Below are 18,684 nucleotides of genomic sequence, written 5' to 3' on the forward strand. Positions count from 1 at the left end.
CGGAAGGTCTGCGAGCAGGTGCCGTGGTGGCGGTAAAAGGCCCCGACCGTGGCAAAGGCCGACGACCGGCCGGCCTTGACCTCCTCATATTCCCTGATCAGGAAACGCCACTTCTGAACATAGTTCCGTTCAATCGTCCGGTCATAGCTGTTGTCGCGCATGGGTCGCTCCTTTCCGCAATCCCATCAGCGAATATCTGAACTTGCACAGCAATGACGACAGAATGCGTGGCGTCATTGTGAGGAGGCCGCGAGGCCGACGCGGCAATCCAGACCTTCTTGCTCCGGCATATCACAAACCCAACAGCCGCCGCAGGCGCGCCCAGAACCCCGTCTTGCGCACAGGCGCCGGCGGCGGCTCCGTTCCTTGCGAGGGATCGACGCCGCCGCGGTGGAAGAGGCCCTGGGCATAGAGCAGCGCGAGCTGCGTGTCGCGCGGGTCGATTCCTGCGAGCAGCCGGAACACCTGGTGCCGGGCGCCCTCGTGGTTGGCCTTCTTCCAGTTCTTCTTGACCGCCCCGGCGCTTTCGCGGAACAGCACCACCGCCTCGGGCAACACGCCGATGCGCTGGCCGTGGGCGCTGAGGAGCGCCATCAGGTACCAGTCCTCGCTGACATAGCTGTAGCCCGGATCGGGAAAGCGGCCGACGGCCTCGAACGCCTTGCGGGTGACGACCATGTTGGTGTCGCCCATGGCGTTGGAAAACAGCGACAGCGCCCCGGCGCTGCCGGCAAAGAGCTGGCGCCGGTGGATGCCGGCCGCGTCCGAAGGCGGGGCGTCGCCCTCGAAACAGTCGAGCGGCGAGGCGACGGCATCGAACCGGCCGCTATCGACAGCCTTTGCATAGGCCCGAAGCGCATCCGGCGTCAGCGCGTTGTCGTCATCGAGGAAAACGATGGCCTCGCCCGTCGATGCGTCGAAACCGGCATTGCGGGCAAGCATCGGCGATAGGTGTTCGTCGAGCCGGACGATCTTCCAATCCTTGTCGGCGAATTCTGTTTCGAGGTCGGCGAGGAGTTTACACGCGGCCTCCGTCTCGCTGGCATTGTCGACGAGGACGACTTCGTCCGGCAGCCGGGTCTGGGCATCGAGGCTTTCCAGCGCCTGGCGCAGATAATCCGGCCGGTCGCGGTGCAGGATGATGACCGAGAGGTCGTGATTGAGCGGTGCTGGCGACGCGGTGCGGCCGGCAAGCGTGGTCGCATGGGCCGACCAAGCGGCGGCGATCCCGTCACGAGGAAGCGCCGGCATGGGCGCCGCAAAACCGTCGGCAAGCGCCGCGGAGATCGTGTCGGCAAGCGCGGTCATCTTCGGCGCCACCGCAGCGCTTCGGCTTTCCGGCGCCAACATGTCGGCAACGCCGTCGATGTCGGTGGTGACGAACGAAAAGCTCCCGGCAAGGAGATCGGCAATCAGCCGCCGGTCGGGCGCGGCGAGGAACGGCGCGACGACGAGGGCATTGTCGCGACGCTCTGCCAGAACGGCGATGGCCCCGTCGTAGCTCTCCGCCGGAACGTGGTCGAAATCGATCCCCCAGCGCGCCGTACGGTAGCCCAGCGAGCGGGCGGACAGCCCGTCGCCGCCGCGCTCCAGCGGCCCTATCGCCGTCACCTTGACGCCGGAGAGCGCGCCGCGGGCGATCAGCGTTTCGATGACATCGCAGAACAGCCAGACGCCCGAAGCCGCGTCGAGCCGGCCGAAAAAGACGATTTCCCCGATCGGCGCGGCCTGCGCCGTCGTTGTCCGTCGCCCCGCCATGGGGACCGGCAGCACGGCGGGCTGCGGCGCTTCCGGAACGATCCCGGTGAGGCGGTCGGCGACGGCCGGGTCGGGAACGACGACGGCATCGGCGAGGCGGACGACGTCGCGCTCCAGCGCATCCGAGAGCAGAAGCTCAGGGTGCGCGAGCGTCGCGTCCTGCAGCAGAACCGGATCGGCGACCGGCGCGTCCAGGACGGCCACCACGGGCATCGTGATGCCGCCAAGGCCCATCGCCCGGTCCATCGCGGCGACCGCCGCGCATTCCGGCGCGCCGACCGCATAAACCGCATCGAAGCTCTGCTCTTTGAGCCAGCGATGGAAGGTCTCGGCACGGATGAGCGCCGAACCGGGAGAACTCATATGCGGCTGAAAATCGCGGCGCGGGGCCTGCGGCGCGGAGATTTCCACAAGGCGGATGCCGTCATCGCCGGACAGAGATGACATCGCGCCCGGCCAATGGGCCAGCGTCACCTTGTGGCCGGCATCCGCGAAGGTTCGCGCCAGTGCCTCCGCGTCGGCCATGGCCTGCCAGCGGCGCCCCATGCCGGGAGCGGCCGGATCGACGGGAACGGCAACGCAAAGGGAAAGCGGGGCGGCCATGGCGATCGGTCGGGGCGTCCTTGTTGCGGCGGAATGCCGCCCGCCGGATGTAGCCCGCTTTCGCGCCCATGTGCAATCACCGGGCCGTTGACCCGCATCGCGGATCGTCCTCTCGACAGCGACGGGCGCCCGGAGTAAGTCTCTCGCGCCCGACCCGCCCGGCCCTGTTGCGGCGGGCCTGTTTACTCCGCGTTATCACGGGATCCCATGTCCGGATCAAGCGCTCCCCGCGAAATCGTCTTCGTCCATATCCCCAAGACCGCCGGGACGGCGGTGCGCAGCGCGCTCGTCAAGGCGCTTTCGGACTACGAGACCGTCTTCGACTACGGGCCCAAGTCGCCGGCGACGTCGGAAGCCTGGCGCGAGGCGCTCGCCGTTGCCGACAATCCGATGGCGCTCACCGGGTTTCGCCAGGCAATCGCGGACGTCGACCGGGTGCTGCTGGCCGGGCATTTCCCGGCCTTCAAATACTGGCACCTCTTTGCCCCGGAGAGCTTCATTGCGATCCTGCGCGATCCCGTCGAGCGGGTGCTGTCGGAGTTTTCCCACCATCGCGGCCGTTACGGCTACGAGGACCCGATCGAGGTCTTCATCGAGCGGCCGCGGCTGCGCAACGTCATGGCGCGTTATCTGCGCGGCACCGACCCGCGCCGCTTCGGCTTCATCGGCATATCGGAGCGCCTGGAGCGCGACATTCCACGCCTTTCGGAGCGTCTCGGCGTCAAGCTGAAGGTGCCGCGGACCAATATCGGCGTCCATGACGAGGTGGTCGCCGGCCACATGAAGGATGCCGCGTTGCGGCAGCTGATCCGCGAGCTCAACGCCGAGGACCAGGCGCTCTACGACTTCTTCCTCGACCGCGCACCGGGGCAAACGGTGCGCGACGCCCTGCCAGGCGTGCTCGCCGGCCTCGGCGTCATCGGCCGCGCTCGGGTGACGCTTGACGGCGAACTGCTCGGCTGGGCCGTCGACGGCGCGGACGAGACAATCGTCGAGCTGGAGGTACTCTCCGGCGAGCGTGTCATCGGCCGTATCCGGGCCGACGGCTTCGGCAAATGGCTGCTCATGCGCCAGCTTTCCCGCAATGGCATCGGCATGTTCTCGTTCGACCTGAAATCCGCTCTGATGGGGCTGCCCGAAGCCGAGCGGCTCGCCACCGTCACCGTTCGGCCCGTCGGCGGCCAGATGCCGATCGCCGGCACCCTGCGCGAAAAGCGCCTGTCGCTGGTGCTCGGCGGCTGACGGACGGACAACCGAAACCCGATCGGCGAGGCCCGCAATGTCCCGGCATGGCAACCTCGGGATCCACGCCGCCTTGCCCGAAGCATTGTCGCTTCGCCCGGAACACACGACCCGCTTCAGTCCGTTGTTCCGACGCCGTTTCGTGGCCCCGAAACACATCGCCTTTTGAGGGCACACGCTCGTCCCGCACCTTCCTGCTGTGCCCTGGAAACACGCCGGCCCGGCCACGACCTTTGGCCCGGGACAGCGCGCCCGCGAAGCGGTTGACTACCTTTCGGTCTACGCTTATCACTGCTCCACAAATCGCCGATGTTGTCGATCTGCAAGTATGCAGCAAGTACAAATTATCGAGTGATTAGCATTTGCTCGTGCGAACAGGCAGCCTGAAGGCTCCTTGCAAAGGAAAATCCGTTGTCGCTGAATTGTAAAAATGTAGTCGTAACTGGCGGCGCCGGTTTTGCTGGCTCACATATCGTTGATTTAGTGTGCCAGAGATTTCCCGATGCGGAAGTTCGCGTTGCAGACAAAATGACTTATGCGGGAGACATTCGCAATATTCTCCCCCTTATTTCGGCAAACCGGGTCAACCTCATGGTTGGCGACGTCAGCGACACCGATTTTTGCCACAGGGTCGTCAAGGGAGCGGATCTCGTCATCCACGCGGCGGCCGAAAGCCACGTCGACAACTCCTTCCACAGCTCGTTGAATTTCACGAAATCGAACGCCCTTGGCACCCACGCGATGGTAGAAGCCTGCCGCGATCTGGAGGTGCCCGCCTTCGTCCATATCTCAACGGACGAAGTCTACGGCGAGGTCATCGACGGATCGGCGCCGGAGGATGCGCCGTTGCTGCCGACGAATCCGTATTCGGCCTCCAAGGCGGCCGCCGAGATGATCGTGCGCGGCTATGCACAGAGTTTCAAGCTGCCGGTCAAGATCATCCGCGCGAACAATCTGTACGGCCCGCGCCAATACCCCGAAAAGATCATTCCCAGGTTCATCTGCCACATGATGCTGGGTCGGCCGTTGACGCTGCACGGCGATGGCTCGAACCGGCGCCACTACCTGGCGGTGGAGGATTTTGCCGAGGCGGTCCTGCACGTGGCGGAGCACGGGACGGTCGGCGAGACCTACAATATCGGCACGGATGAGGAATACCGGAACATCCATATTGCCGAGACCATCGCCGGGTTCTTTCAGAAGGACCTGGCATCGGTCGTCGAATACGTGCCGGATCGCCCGTTCAACGACGCCCGCTATTCGGTCGATGCCTCCAAACTGGAACGTCTCGGCTGGAAGCCCCGGCGCCGGCTCGCGGACAACCTGCCGGACGTGGTTGCCTGGTACAAGGAGAACTTCTTCCGATACGAACCGCTGTTCGGAACGATCGGCGACTTCTAGAGCGCGGTCCCCGACCGAAGGTTCCCGCCAGCGCAAGGCGGGCACCGGTAGCCGGACGAGAATACGCGCTAAAACAAAAGGTTAGAGCATTTCGCGTGGGCCCGCATTCGCGACGAATGCTCTCGATCAAAGAGCTGGACAGGCATGATCATCCTGGTGGGAGCGCATTCCTTCATTGGTCGGGCGATATCGACGATAGCCCCGCAATGGCAGGTCCTGTCCCACCGCGACGTGCTCGCCGATCCGTCCTGTCTCGACCGCGCCGCGGTCGTCGTCAATGCCAGCTACAACAAGGGCCTGGTGCATGACGGCTATCGCGAGGACCGGGATTTCGATCTGACGGTTGCCCGGCGCCTTGCGGAGCGGCAGGACGCTCGCATGGTGATGCTGAGCTCGCGCGCCGCCTATGGGCCCGCGCAGCCCGGACGGGCATTTTTCGAAGAAGATCCGTGCGCGCCGGCAGCGCCGTACGGGGTCGCCAAGCTGAAGGCCGAGCAAGCGGCCGGGGCCGTCCTGGGGGACCGCCTGACCGTCCTGCGCCTGGCCAATATTTTCGGCGACGAGCTTGAGGACGGGCGGCGCAGTTTCCTGTCCATCGCCCAGGGCGCCCTGAAGGCCAGCAACCGCATGGTCTTCGACATGAGCCCGTGCGTGGAGCGCGATTTCCTTCCGGTCGAGAAATGCGCCGAAGATATCGTGCGGATCGCGAGCGGGCCGAAGCCGGGCGTGTTCAATATCGGGTCGGGTTTCGGAACGCCGGTGGGCCGCATCGCGCAATGGCTTTCGGAAGGCTTTGGCGGCGGCGAGCTGCTGGTTACGGACCTTCGCGATTTCGACAATTTCCGGCTCGATATGTCGAAGAGCCGGGAGGCCTTCGACCTTGGCCCGGTCCATCCCGACGACATCAGAAAGGCTTGCCTTAAGGCAGGCGCCGCCCTGTTGCCATCAAGCAATCGCACAAGGTGAACACATGACGTCTGCTGACGATACGCAAGTTTCGCACGATGACAGCATATCGTATTGGGCCGAAGCGCTTTTTTTTGAACCCTTTTACGCAGAAAAGAAAATCGAGAAGAAGTTTCGCGATAACGATTCCACGTTGGAGAATTTCATTAGCTTCGGCGCGGAGCGGAATATTGCTCCCAGTCCGCTCTTCTCCATCCAGTATTATCGCCGTCTTCGAAGTGCGGACGCGGACGCCGGACCGGACCTGGCCAAGGGCGCGTTTTTCGACTGGGTCCGCCATGGCGTCGCCAGGCGGATCGTGCCGACCATCCATTTCGACAACGAATGGTACGAGGTCCAGTACGCCGACGACTTGGCCGACGGCCAGTGGGGCTTTGAGCATTACCTGACCCGCGGGCGTCTGGAGCCGCTTCGGTTTCAGCCCAATCCCTGGTTTTCGCCCGAGCAGCTTCTTGAGCCGGGGGCCAACACCTTCCCGCCCGACCGCGTCTATGAGGCTTGCCTACAAGCCGGCAACAAGCTGGGCCGGCCATTCAATCCGTACTTGCGAACCTGGGGTCGCCCCTACGGCCCGGCCTGGACGCCGGAAAATGCGCCACCGGTGGAGCATGTGAGCGGGATGCCGCCGAGACGCCTCCTGGATTCCCTGTGCCGGGGATGGGAGGGCGAGGAGGTGCGGCGCTACCTCCAGCATGTCTCGGTGCTGGTGACGATCTTTCAACGGGAATTCTACGTCCGGGTTGCCGAACTGGACCCGATGACGCCGCATGTGGATGCCTTTTTCGACTTCCTGCGCAACGGCATGGACCAAGGGTTGCCGCCGACCCCCTTCTTTGACCCCGACATCTATTTCGAACGGCTCGCCGAGGCCGGTCATGCGCTGCCGGAGCCGGAGCATGCGTTTCGGCATTGGCTGGAGCACCGCAAGGACCATGGCATCGTTCCGACGCTGTTGTTCGAGCGTGACTACTACATCAGCCAGCTCGAGGGTGCCGACGCCGAGGCCGCGGCGCGAGACCCGTTGATCCACTATCTGACCGCAGGGATCGTATCCCGTCTGTTGCCGGCACCCGATGTGACGAGGATCATTCTCGACAAGGCGATGCGCATCAACCCCGGCGACATTCCCGCTATTTATCGCTATCTGCTCTTCGCAGAGACCCACGAGGAGTATTTCGATGCCGGTCCGTCGGTCGCGGCGGTCATGGAGCGAACCTATCCCAACGGCGTATCGTTCGCGCTCAGCCGGCTTGAGACATACCTCATACAGGCGCGGCCGACACATATCCGCGAGCGCCTGAATGGGCCGGTCATTTCGGAGATATGGCGCCGCGCGGCGGCCCTGGAGCCCCGTGTCGGCCACACCGATTACACGTTTCGCGTGGCGATACCCCCTTTTCAGTCCGCCCTGGCGAAGGCAGTCAAGCAGGTACGTTCCTCGCTGGAAAAATCGCAATACGACACGGTGGTGTGCGTACCGCATTGCCGCATGTCGGGTGCGGCCCTGGTTGCGGGCGCGTTCTGCAAGGCGATGCGTGCCGCCTATCCGGAACGCTCCATGTTGCTGGTGCGCACCGACGGACCCTATTTCCAGCGACCGGAATGGTTTCCCGACGACATCGACAACCTCGATTTAAGCACGATCGCCAAAGAGGTCCCGAACCATGACCGGGACAGATTGCTGATGGATCTCCTGATCGGGGTGGCGCCCTCGACGATCGTCAACGTCAACAGCTACCTGGCATGGGAAACATTTCTGGAGTTCGGCGACCGCTTGAAGCTTTTCGCGGACCTCTACGCCTATATGTTCTGTTTCGATCACAACAAAAAGGACGTACTGACCGGCTACCCGGCGCGTTTCTTCGATACAACGATCGAGCATGTGAAAGGGATGATGTTCGATACGCAGTATCTGAAGGGTCAGTTGACCGACATCTTCAAGCTGCCGACAGCTATCCAGGACAAGCTTTGGCCGATCTACTCCTATGTTCCCATGGAGCCCCTGGACGAGCCGCTCGTGAACACCCTTGCCGACCGAGAGCGGCCGAACGACCGCTGGCGGGTGTTCTGGGGCGGACGCCTCGACCGCCAGAAACGCTTCGATCTGGTGATCGAGATTGCCCGGGCCATGCCCGACGTGGATTTTGTCTGCTGGGGCGCGGCGGTGTTGGACGAAAGTCCCTACGACCCGAGCACGTTCCCGGAGAACCTTACGCTCAACGAGCCCTACGAATCCTTTGCCAAATTGCCGATCGATGCGTGTGACCTCTGGCTTTACACATCGCAGTGGGACGGTCTGCCGACGGTGCTGATAGAAGTCGGGCTTGCCGGCCTGCCGATCGTTGCGTCCCGGGTGGGAGGCGTCGGCGAACTCGTCTCCGAAGAGACGGGCTATCCGGTCGACGACTACGCCGACCCCAGTGCCTATGTGGACCAGATCAGGGCCATTCAGCAGGCGCCGGGCGTCGCACGGGAACGAACCCTCCGGCTGCATGAACTCGCCATCACGCGGCATTCGCAGGGCCGATATGTGGAAGAGCTGAGGCTGATGCTGGGAGAACCATCATGACCGACGAAGTCGACATCACGGTCATCGTGACGGGTCATCACGAGGGCGTGCTCATGGGGCCGACGCTGGCAAGCCTTTGCGAAGCAGCCGATACCGCGCGCGACGACGGGCTTGTCGTTGAATGCATCGCCGTCCTCGACCGGGCGAGCGACCGCACCCGCGCCATGTTCGCAGCCGGTGCACCGATGGAAGGTGTTTTCCGCGTCGAGGAAGTCGATCTCGGCGATCAGGGGCTGGCGCGCAACCACGGCGTCTCTAAGGCGCGCGGCCGTTACCTGGCGATGCTCGACGGGGACGATCTGTGGAGTTTCAATTGGCTTTCCGCCGCCTACAAGCTTTGCCGGGAGGCCAGCACGCCCATTATTGTTCAACCTGAGTTCAATATCTTTTTTGAAAATTATCACGGCACCTATGTAAATGTCTCGTCGGAGTCCGAGCTGTTCGATGAGGATGCGTTCCGCGCCTTCAATTACTGGGATGCTCTGTGCTTTTGTGAACGATCGATCTTTCTCGACTATCCCTACGAGCGCCGCGACATCGCGAATGGATTCGCTCTGGAAGATTGGCATTGGGCTTGGGAGACCTATTGCGCGGGCATCAAGCACGTGGTTGCCCCCGATACGGTCCATTTCAAACGGCGCCGGATCCGGTCGCAGAGCGTTGAAGCCAAGGCGCGCCGGGCTTTGCCGCCCTTTCATCCCATTCAACGTTACGCCTGGCACGATCGCGCCAAGCAAGGGTAGGTGACATCGACACGGGCGCCGTGATGCGAAAAGCGGTCATTGGGCCGCGGCCCGCTTTCGCACGCAGTCGAAATTCGCTACGTACGGCCGTTCGGTCTTGGTCTGGAGAAATCGAAGTGATTGGAAGCGGTGAGCTGAGCGAGGACTCGCGCAGGAAACTTGAGGTTTCGCACGACGCGGCATTCCTGGAAATCTGGGATGCCGTTCAGCCCCTTACGACCACCTCGGTCGAGCATGGGCTCGGGCTTTTCCGGGCCTGCCGCTATCTGGCGGAGCGGCCCGTGCCGGGCTCGATCGTCCAGTGCGGCCTCGAGGACGTCGGATCGGCAATGATTGCCATGGCGACGTTGAAGACGTTCGGCTCTGCAGACCGGGCGTTTTTCCTGCTGGACGCATTCGACGCGGCGACGAACGACACCGGCGAGACGCCAGCGCCGGGCGCGCACGGGTCGCTCGATCAGCTTCGAGAGACCCTTGCCAAGACCGGATATGACATGGATCGCGTGGTCTTCGTCGAAGGCGACGTTGCCGAGACCCTTGCGAAAACACGGACCGGAGTGGCGGCGCTGATCAAACTCGATGCCGCATCCTATGACGTTACCCTCCTGGAGATCGAGGAGCTTTACCCGCGGCTTACCCAGCACGGCGTGATTGCGGTCGACGGCGGCGACCGTTGGCAAGGGATGCGCAAGGCGCTCGACACGTATTTCTCGCGCGATGAAACCGCGGACGGTTACCAGGTCAAGAAGCCGCTCTTTCAGCACACCGACCTCACGGCGTGTATCGCGATACGCTCGGCTCCGACGCCGCGGCGCCAGGTTTGGCGGTACGACTACGTTCCGCCGAACCTTGAGAAAATCGACCTCCTTCCGCATTTTCCATCGCTCGCGGAGACGGACACCAGGACGATCGGCTGGCGCTACCTGCGCAAGGAAGTGCCGCATATCTTCCGCACCGATCTGCGTTCCATCGTGCCCAATATCGGCGTCCTCTCCATGGAGGAGGCCCACATCCTCTATAACCTGGCAAGGGCGTTCGCCGGCAAACGCGGCCTTGAAATCGGCTGCCATCTCGGCTGGTCGACCGCCCATATCCTGGCCGGCGGGATCGACCTCGACGTCATAGATCCCCGATTGATCAAAGCCGAGCACCGCACGTCCGTGGAGGACTCCATTAGGCGCAGCAATCCCGAGGCAGCCGTGCGGCTTTGGGCCGGCTTCTCGCCTTCCATCGTTCCCGCCATCGCAGCCGCCGATGAGCGGCCGTTTTCCTTTGCCTTTATCGATGGCGACCATGACGGCGAGGCGCCGCGCCTGGACGTGGAAGCCGTTGCGCCCCTTTGTGCCGAAACAGCGTGCCTCGTGTTCCACGATCTGGTTTCCCCGGCCGTTGCAGCCGGCTTCCAGGCGGCGGGCAAGATGGGCTGGAACACCAGGATCTTCAATACGATGCAAGTCATGGGCGTTGCCTGGCGCGGCGATTTCACCCCGTTCGAACATATCCCGGACGAACGAACGCCCCCGTTCTCCCTGCAGGCTTCCTGAGGCACCTGAAGACCGAGGCAGCGGGCGGAAACCGGGCACCAGCGACCGCAGCGGCAGACGCCATCCGGCACCGCCCCGCCCCTGTAGCGGAACCGCCCGAGCGCCTGCTCGGAGCCATGGCGGCCAGGCTTGCGAAAGGCTGTTCGAGTGGCTATCACCGCGATTGATTTTTCTCATGAGCGCGCAATGGGCGGCAGCCCGCCAATGCCTCTCCTGAGATTTGGCAGAGGTGCCAGGATATGACGGAAGACGATCTGGAACTGGCCGGTCGAATTGTCTCCCTCGGGGACAATTGCGAGTTCGGCTTCGTGCAACGGCATCTTGGCCTTGAGCCGTCAGGTCTCCTCCGCTGGGCCATCGCTTGGCCGGAAAACGTCATCGCGCTTCTTGAAAGGATCGCCGCTGGCGACCCCCTGGAGGGCTTTTTTGCCTTTCCCGGGATTGAGCCCTACAACGCCGGCATGGTTCGCGAACCCGTCACGGGGCTTTTGTTCCATTCCCAAATGCGGTCTTCCAAGGACCCTGAGACCGGTGTTTTTTCCTTCCAGCTGCCAGACGACGCCCGGCGCGAGATACACAGCACCGAGGAAAGCAAGTTTTCCTACCTTTTACAGAAATTCCAGAGCACCTTGCGGGACGAGGCGCGCCTTTACGTCATCCGCGGCACCAAGAAGCTGACCGATGCGGAGATCAGCCGGGTGGACATGCTGCTGCGCGGGTTCAATCCGGGCAACCGTCTGCTGGTGCAGACGGCGGATCCGGAACGGCCGGGCACATTCGAGACCCGGGACGACGGCATCCTCATCGGCTATGTCAGGCAACTGGCGACATATGTGCAGGCCGACTGCTACGACCGCGAAGGCTGGGCGGATTTGATCAAGGCGCTCCGCGCCGAACTCAAGGCGTATTGAACGGTTTCAGGGACCGCTATTTGCTGAGCAGCATCCAGGCGAGGGCCGCTACCGCCTTATCGGCCTCGACGCCGCCATAGGGCCGTTCCGGCTCGCGCGCTCGAGGCGGCTTTTCGAAAAGCGGCCCGCCGTCAAAGTAGATCCGGGCGACCTCGCCGTTGCCGTCCTCAAAGCCAGCCAGCAGGTCGTCGAGTTCGGCCCCGCTCGCCACGGGGGCATCGGAGAAAAACCCGTCCATCTGCGTCGTCAGTTTCATCAGCTCATGGTGGAAGCGGCGCTTCTCGACGATTTCCAGCGGCAGGCGGTTGATGATGCGCTGGATTTCAAGGAGATCGCGATTGAGGCTGACATTGGTGCTCTGCCCCATCGCCTGTTGCGCGTCGGCAGCGATCGCCGGACACGCCAGCCCCCAGAAATCCGACATCAATCCCGGGCCGTCGACGTCCTGGCTCGGATAGCGGCGCACCAGCATGGTCTCCCTACCGAAGGCGTTCGACCAGCGCGCAAGCTGGCTCCGGTAGTCGCCCAGCCACATCTGCGCATGGAGCGCGTCCGCGAACGTGCCCGAAAACCCCTGGGCCTTCACGAGCTGATTGTACCAGGACACCAGCAGGTCGTCCTGGCGGCGCAGATAGACAATGACCTTGACCGCACGCCCCTCGAGAAGTCCGGTGTCGCGGACGAACTCAAACAGCCTTTCGGGCTGCGGAAAGAGGTAGAAATTCTCGCTCGAAAGAAGGACGTCGCCGTCGAATTCCAGGCACTCGGAACGAAGCGCGCCGGCAAGGTCGCCAAGAGGCCGATCCTGCGGCTTCGCCCAATCGGGGTAGCCTCCGTTCAGGAGAAAGGCGACGTCGTGGTGTCCAAAACCACGCAATGCCGCCGATGGATAAAGCAGGCCCTTCTCGCGCAGCAGTTGACGGTTCTCCGTGGCAAAGTGCTGGATCGCCGTGGAACCGGTTTTCGGAACGCCAATATGGATGTAGGTGGTGGACATACGCGCGCGATCGCTAAGAAATTTCGTCTAGAGCCGTACTCGTGACGGCGGGCTCACTTGAAATGCTCCGACCCGCGGGTCGGAAATACACTCACGCGCGGGTTGCGTTTTTCCCGAAACAGACAACGTGCCTCAGCCCTTTGTTGTGACGCGATTTCCCATCCAAAACACCGCTCGCCTCCCTTGGAACGCATGCTAGAGGCGAACCGCCATCCGACCCGTATAGTCGATCCAATGAAACAGCGGCGGCGGCGGCGCGTCCGGGAATTGGTCGCCGCTTCGCGAAAAGTATTCGTCGACAGCGCGGCGCGCGCCCTGCCAATGGCCGTAGTCGTCAACGATCAACACGCCCTGCGGCGTTAGCCGGGGATATAAGATGACCAGCTCGTCCAATGTGCTTCTATAGAAATCGGTATCCAGGCGAAGGATGGATATCGCTCCCGTATCGGTCTTCGGGAGCGTATCACTCACATCCCCTTCGATGAACGTCACCAAACCGGTATTGTAACCGGTCTTTGCGATGTTTTCGCGCACGACATCTATCGATGCCATCGCCCAGACGAGGGACTGCTCCCGGTTGCCGGAATCCTTTTCCAGCAGGTCTTCCGCATCGTGACCCTGCCAGTCCATGTCCTCTGTCGTGGGCGGCGTCATGCCATCGAACGTATCGAAGAGGAAGAACTCCCGATCGCCCGCGCCGAGCCGTTGCAACGCCAACATGGCGATCATCGCAGATCCGCCCTGCCAAACGCCGCATTCGACGAATGCGCCCGGCAACTGGCGCTCGACCACGTAGCGGCAGGCGCGGAAAAGGGCGTGACCGCGCTCGAACGATGTCATCGTATGAGGCTTGGCCATTTCCCAGATCGGCAGAAAATCCGCGTCCTCCGACGCCTCGAATTTCCTGCGCAGATCGGTCGTCAGCTCTCCGCGTCCAATCACGTCCCGCTCCCGAGAAAACCGCATTGGGCTTGTGTTTAGTCGGAACCTGATGGAACCGCAATGTCGGCCGCATGGAGCCGCCGCACCCGCCGCTGCCGGCGACGCTGACCGAGACGCCGATTTCGTGGCCACGCCGCCGTCACCCCCCTGGTCCCCGACCCGCAAACTCGTGATGAACCGGATTCCATCATGCAATGGCGCCGGGTCGTTTTACTGGCTATATGAGGCATGATATGAAGCCCGTGAATTCACGTCGAACGCTGGAGAAGCCTTAAATGCCTAGCCTGGAAGGTGCCTATGAAAGGCACGCGAGAAACTGCGACGAGCAGGATTTCTGGCGCCAAGTTCGACGGACGATCAACGGCCAGCCGGTCCCGGAAGACCAGATCCAAATGATCATTCGGGAAATGATCTCCTTGATGGATCTGGAGAGCGACGACGTTCTCCTGGATATTTGCTGCGGGAATGGCGCTCTCAGCACCTATTTCTGGGAGAAATGCAGCGGCGGCCTCGGCATCGATTATTCCGAGACGCTTATCGGCGTTGCCCAGAAGTATTTTTGCGACAAACCGTCGGTCAGTTATCGGGCGGGTGAGGCGATTGAGTTTTTGAGCAACGAGGAGAACCCGGAACGGTTCAGCAAAGCCGTCATCTTCGGCTCGATTTGCTTGTTCACACGGGAAAACGCCGAACGATTGCTGAAAATCACGCGTGACCGGTTTGTTAACATCAAGAGATTCGTCATCGGCAACGTCGTCGATCGCACCGGCATGGACGATTTTTACAAGCCCGGGGAATACGAACCGGGCATGGAAGATCGTCCCGACACCGCCATTGGCGTCTGGTGGTGGCCGGAGGACTTCAGCGAGATGGCGAAGCGCGCCGGATGGCGCACCGAGATCGTTAAAATGCCGGAAGACTTTTATCAGAGGCACTACCGTTTCGACGCGATCTTGCGGCCAATGTGATTGAAAGACCGGAAATGCTCGAAACGGCTATCTGGGTCACCGGCACGCCATTTTCCGGCGTGGAACTCGTCGCCAGTGCGCTCGCCGAAAAATGCCAGTCATCCGCCGTGGCCATCGACCCGTATCTGCGGTCGAATGCGGACATCGCAGATGTAACTGCGAACGGTTTCGAATGGGAAAGCGTCATCCGTTCGGCGATTGGTTCCCCGCAAGGGCGCCAGGGTTTCGGCACCGACGACCCTGCCGGAACCGGCCGTCCGGCAATCGTGCATTCGTTGCGCCATCACGAAGCTTATTCAGACATACTTGCAAAGGTCGGCTCGCTGAAAATACTCGCGGTCGTCGCCAATCCCGTCGCCTCGATTGCGACCTGGCTTGACGAAATCGGACCTGCAGCGGGGTCCGACGGCGCATCGCCCGACTGGCGCGGTGGGGCAGCGGAAGGCACCGGCAACGGAGCCTTTGGCGGTTTTGAGGACTGGAAACGGATCACGAGCCTTCAAATCGACGGCGCCCGACGGCACCCGGACCGCTTCAGGGTCATCCCCCTCGATGCATTCCAGGAAAACCGCGATGCCGTCGTTGAGGACGTGTTGAACTGGCTTGGCATTGAGCCCGGCCAGGCCCGCGCCCATCTCACGAGCGACGCCGACGCACCCGCGTTCGACGGACCTGCGTACGCCGCCAACGCCCTTGACGCGGTGGACCCGGCCGTTCGTTTCGAGATCGGGCGCGAGCTGGTCGGCACTCCCCTGGCACGGTTCTGTGACACCAGGACACTGGCGGTCGGAGCGGGTTGGACCGGACCGCCCGCCGACCGGAACGTTGGCAAAGCCAAGGCCGGCATCGATGACCTCGCTTTTTTTGGCGGCCCCGCCCTATTCCAGCGCGGCGCTCCCAGGCCGATTGGTCAACTGGTACAGCCGAGCGCCGAGGCTTTCAGCGATGCGGTCGATACGATTTACGAAACCCAGCGCATTTCCAACAATGGTCATCTGGTCCAGAGCCTGGAGGAACGCCTAAAAGCCTACCATTCGGTACGCAACTGCGTTGTCATGGCAAGTGCCTCGCTGGCGATCATCGGCCTGCTGCAACTGGCAAGCCGGACAGACCGCCGGAACATCGTTCTGCCGGCGTTTACATATGTTGGGTTGCCCCATTTGGCCCGCTGGGCGGGTTTCGAACCCCTCTTTTGCGATGTCGACCGGACCACGCACACGATTTCCCCAACGGACCTCGAGAGATTGATCGGAGACGATGTCGCTGCGGTGCTCGCCGTCCATCAGGTCAACGCACCGTGCCACCACGCCGAACTGACGGAGATCGGCGACCGGCACGGTGTGCCCATCATCTACGACTCGGTCCATGCGCTGGGGTGTACGTTGCCGGACGGAACGCCTATCGGCGCACTTGGCGTGGCGGAAGTCTTCAGTCTCCATGCAACGAAAATGCTGAATGGATTTGAAGGCGGCTACATCACGACCAACGACGACGACCTCGCCGAGAGACTTCGCAAAGTCAGGAACTTCGGGTACCGCAACGAAATTTCCACCGAGATGATCGGCCTGAACGCCAAGCTCAACGAGATTCACGCCGGCTTCGCGCTCGCCTCCCTCGATGAGATCGATGACGTCATTCGGCGCAACAAGGAACGATATGATCGCTACAAAGCCGCATTCGATGGCATTCCGGGCGTGACGATCCTGCCCTATGGCGAAGGCTATCGGGACAAGAACTTCGAATTCGCGCTGATTGATGTTTCCGAAAGCTGGCCATTGGGCCGCGACGAAACCGTGCAGCTGCTGCGCGCGGAAAATGCGCTGGCCCGCCAGTATTACAATGAGCCGCTCTATCTGCATTCGGACTATCCGAGCGCAGGGAACCGTCAAAAGCCCAACCTTCCGCAGTCGGTGGTGATGCCGCTGATGCCTGTGACGGACGCCCTGTCGCGGCGCATCATTCAGATGCCGGTCGGAGAATCCGTTTCCCTGGAAGACATTGACGCGATGGGTGAATGGTTCCGTTTCATTTCGTCAACGGCCTCGGATATCATCCCGCGGCTGCGTGAGACGGGAGCGCCGGTGTGGTAGCAAAACGCAGTATCGACGACCTGGCCCTCTTTGGCGGGGCGCCTCTATTCCAGACCGTTCGGCCCGTCGGCCAAATCTATATGCCGGCGCGGGATACGTTCGATACCTGGTTCGACGCGATAATCGAGCGACGTTATTACACCAATCACGGTCCGTTGGTTTCCCGTTTGGATCGTGCGATCGCCGAACGCCTTGACGTGAAACATGCCGTCTCCGTAACCAATGGGACGGTGGCGTTGATGGTTGCGCTGGTCGCCCTGGAACTGTCCGGCGACGTTATCGTGCCCGCGTTCACCTTCCCCGCGACGGTGCAAGCGTTGCATTGGGCCGGATTAACCCCGGTCTTTGCCGACGTCGACAGCAGGACGCATATGCTGACGGCGGAAAGCGTCGCCAAGGTGAAGACGGACCGCACCAGCGCCGTGCTGGGCGTTCACGTCTGGGGCCGCGCCTGCGCGCCTGCGGAATTGGAGGCCTATTGCCGGCAAAACGATCTCCGTCTCCTGTACGATGCTTGCCACGCATTCGGCTGCTCGTTCGACGGCAAGATGATCGGGAATTTCGGCGATGCGGAGGTGTTTTCGTTTCACGCGACGAAGATCGTCAACGCGGCGGAAGGCGGGTGCATCACCACCAACGACGACGACCTCGCCGCCCGCCTGATAACCGCTCGAAATTTCCATCGCTCACCGAAGGACCAATCCGTCTACGTTCGGTTGAACGGGAAAATGAGCGAAGCGCAGGCGGCAATGGCCTTGATGGCACTGTCGCAATTCGAGGAATTCGTCGACCGGAACGAGGCCATTTATTCGACCTATGAGCGCGGCCTTGAGGGCACGAGCGGAATAAAGGCAATTCGTTACGACAGACGTAATCGTAACAATTTCCAATATGCGGTTTTCGAGATTGAACCGGAAAGCTCCCTGTCCAGGGACCAGATTCTGGACGTTCTGCGCGCTGAAAACATCTACGCGCGCCGATATTTCTTTCCGAGCGTCCACCGATTGTCGCCCTATTGCGATGCCCTGGACGGCGAAAAACGCGAGCTCCCCGTAACAACGTCGCTGTGTCAGACCGTATTGCAGCTGCCGCTGGGCGCCCAAATCAATCCCGAGGACGCGGAGCTGATCGCGGCACTACTCGATCTTATTTTGGAAAATGGTGATGAAATAAAAGCAAGGGCTGAGGCCACGGCAGGTGCAAATAGTTTGCGAAGCGGTTGGTGACGCAAATGCGCTTGGGCATCATGCAGCCGTACTTCTTTCCGTATATTGGCTATTTCGACGTCATCGGCAAAACGGATCAGTGGATCGTCTTCGACGTAGTTAAATACCAGCCGAAGCACTGGATGAATCGCAACCGCATACTTGAGCCAAACAAGGGCGAACAATACATCACCGTTCCCGTCGACAAAGCATCGGGGAGCCTCCTGACCGAGGTTCGGACCAAGGACGCTGACGCGGCGCGGGACAAGATACTCCGCCAGCTCTCCCTTTACAGATCAGTCGCACCGTTTTTCGACGATGTGTATGCCTTGGTCGATGAAACGTTCGCCAGATTTGACGGCGGCCTCCTGCGCGACCTGAATGTTATCGGCTTGCAGCTTGTTTGCGCGCGCCTCGAAATTCCGTTCAATTATAGTTTGTGCTCCAGCCACGATTTCGATTTTTCAAATGTTTCTCACGCCGGTCAGTGGGCGCTTGAAATCTGCGACCAGTGTGGGGCAACGGGCTACGTCAACCCGCCGGGCGGGCGACCGATTTTCAAAATCGAAGAATGGCGCGAGCGCCAGATCGATATCGCGTTCACGTCCATGCCGGATTTCCGCTATGACGTCCGCAACCGATGGCAGTTCGTGCCGAACCTTTCCATACTCGACTGCATGATGTGGTCATCGCCGGATCGCATTCGCAGCTATCTCGCTGGCCTGAGCCTCGACCATCCATAACA

14 protein-coding genes are annotated in these 18,684 nt (G+C 61.8%); 11 read left to right on the plus strand and 3 right to left on the minus strand.

Annotation, left to right across the window (positions count from 1 at the left end; all coding sequences use genetic code 11):
• Positions 1–291 precede the first annotated feature (291 nt).
• Positions 292–2,361 (minus strand): glycosyltransferase, encoded by a 2,070-nt coding sequence (locus CH339_RS04950; protein WP_111433183.1) that lies wholly within the window; start codon positions 2,359–2,361, stop codon positions 292–294.
• Positions 2,362–2,568: 207 nt separating this feature from the next.
• Between CH339_RS04950 and CH339_RS04955 the strand changes: the two genes are divergently transcribed.
• The 7 genes from CH339_RS04955 (at position 2,569) to CH339_RS04985 (ending at position 11,737) form a co-directional block, all read left to right on the plus strand.
• A complete protein-coding gene (locus CH339_RS04955; RefSeq protein ID WP_111433184.1) occupies positions 2,569–3,603 on the plus strand; it encodes a sulfotransferase family protein in 1,035 nt (344 codons plus the stop codon).
• Between the two features lie 411 nt (positions 3,604–4,014).
• Positions 4,015–5,004, plus strand: a complete 990-nt coding sequence (locus CH339_RS04960; RefSeq protein ID WP_111433185.1) for a dTDP-glucose 4,6-dehydratase — start codon at positions 4,015–4,017, stop codon at positions 5,002–5,004.
• 144 nt (positions 5,005–5,148) lie between these two features.
• A complete protein-coding gene (locus CH339_RS04965) occupies positions 5,149–5,970 on the plus strand; it encodes an NAD-dependent epimerase/dehydratase family protein (RefSeq protein ID WP_111433186.1) in 822 nt (273 codons plus the stop codon).
• Positions 5,971–5,974: 4 nt separating this feature from the next.
• Positions 5,975–8,539, plus strand: coding sequence for a glycosyltransferase family 4 protein (locus CH339_RS04970; RefSeq protein ID WP_111433187.1), 2,565 nt, complete (start codon positions 5,975–5,977; stop codon positions 8,537–8,539).
• Entirely contained in the window at positions 8,536–9,282 is a 747-nt protein-coding gene (locus tag CH339_RS04975; protein ID WP_111433188.1) for a glycosyltransferase, read from the plus strand. Before CH339_RS04970 ends, CH339_RS04975 begins: the two co-directional genes overlap by 4 nt.
• Before the next feature lie 116 nt (positions 9,283–9,398).
• Entirely contained in the window at positions 9,399–10,826 is a 1,428-nt protein-coding gene (locus CH339_RS04980; RefSeq protein WP_170138409.1) for a class I SAM-dependent methyltransferase, read from the plus strand.
• Between the two features lie 239 nt (positions 10,827–11,065).
• On the plus strand, positions 11,066–11,737 hold the full coding sequence (locus CH339_RS04985) for a hypothetical protein (protein ID WP_111433190.1): 672 nt from the start codon (positions 11,066–11,068) through the stop codon (positions 11,735–11,737).
• A gap of 16 nt (positions 11,738–11,753) precedes the next feature.
• Here CH339_RS04985 and CH339_RS04990 read toward each other — a convergent pair whose 3' ends face one another.
• Both CH339_RS04990 and CH339_RS04995 read right to left on the minus strand, forming a co-directional pair.
• Positions 11,754–12,734 carry a hypothetical protein gene (locus tag CH339_RS04990; protein WP_111433191.1) on the minus strand — a complete coding sequence of 327 codons (981 nt, stop codon included), beginning with the start codon at positions 12,732–12,734 and terminating at the stop codon, positions 11,754–11,756.
• A gap of 195 nt (positions 12,735–12,929) precedes the next feature.
• Positions 12,930–13,676 (minus strand): TylF/MycF/NovP-related O-methyltransferase, encoded by a 747-nt coding sequence (locus CH339_RS04995; protein ID WP_170138410.1) that lies wholly within the window; start codon positions 13,674–13,676, stop codon positions 12,930–12,932.
• Between the two features lie 275 nt (positions 13,677–13,951).
• Here CH339_RS04995 and CH339_RS05000 point away from each other — a divergent pair, with 275 nt between their 5' ends.
• The 4 genes from CH339_RS05000 to CH339_RS05015 are packed head-to-tail and all read left to right on the plus strand — an operon-like array spanning position 13,952 to position 18,682.
• Positions 13,952–14,644 (plus strand): class I SAM-dependent methyltransferase, encoded by a 693-nt coding sequence (locus tag CH339_RS05000; RefSeq protein WP_111433193.1) that lies wholly within the window; start codon positions 13,952–13,954, stop codon positions 14,642–14,644.
• Between the two features lie 14 nt (positions 14,645–14,658).
• Positions 14,659–16,734, plus strand: coding sequence for a DegT/DnrJ/EryC1/StrS family aminotransferase (locus tag CH339_RS05005; protein ID WP_111433194.1), 2,076 nt, complete (start codon positions 14,659–14,661; stop codon positions 16,732–16,734).
• Positions 16,728–17,960 carry a DegT/DnrJ/EryC1/StrS family aminotransferase gene (locus tag CH339_RS05010; RefSeq protein WP_201240840.1) on the plus strand — a complete coding sequence of 411 codons (1,233 nt, stop codon included), beginning with the start codon at positions 16,728–16,730 and terminating at the stop codon, positions 17,958–17,960. The genes CH339_RS05005 and CH339_RS05010 overlap by 7 nt, the downstream gene beginning before the upstream one ends.
• A gap of 5 nt (positions 17,961–17,965) precedes the next feature.
• Entirely contained in the window at positions 17,966–18,682 is a 717-nt protein-coding gene (locus tag CH339_RS05015) for a WbqC family protein (RefSeq protein ID WP_111433195.1), read from the plus strand.
• The last annotated feature ends 2 nt before the right edge of the window (positions 18,683–18,684 follow it).

Source organism: Rhodobium orientis, assembly GCF_003258835.1.
GTDB lineage: Bacteria > Pseudomonadota > Alphaproteobacteria > Rhizobiales > Rhodobiaceae > Rhodobium > Rhodobium orientis.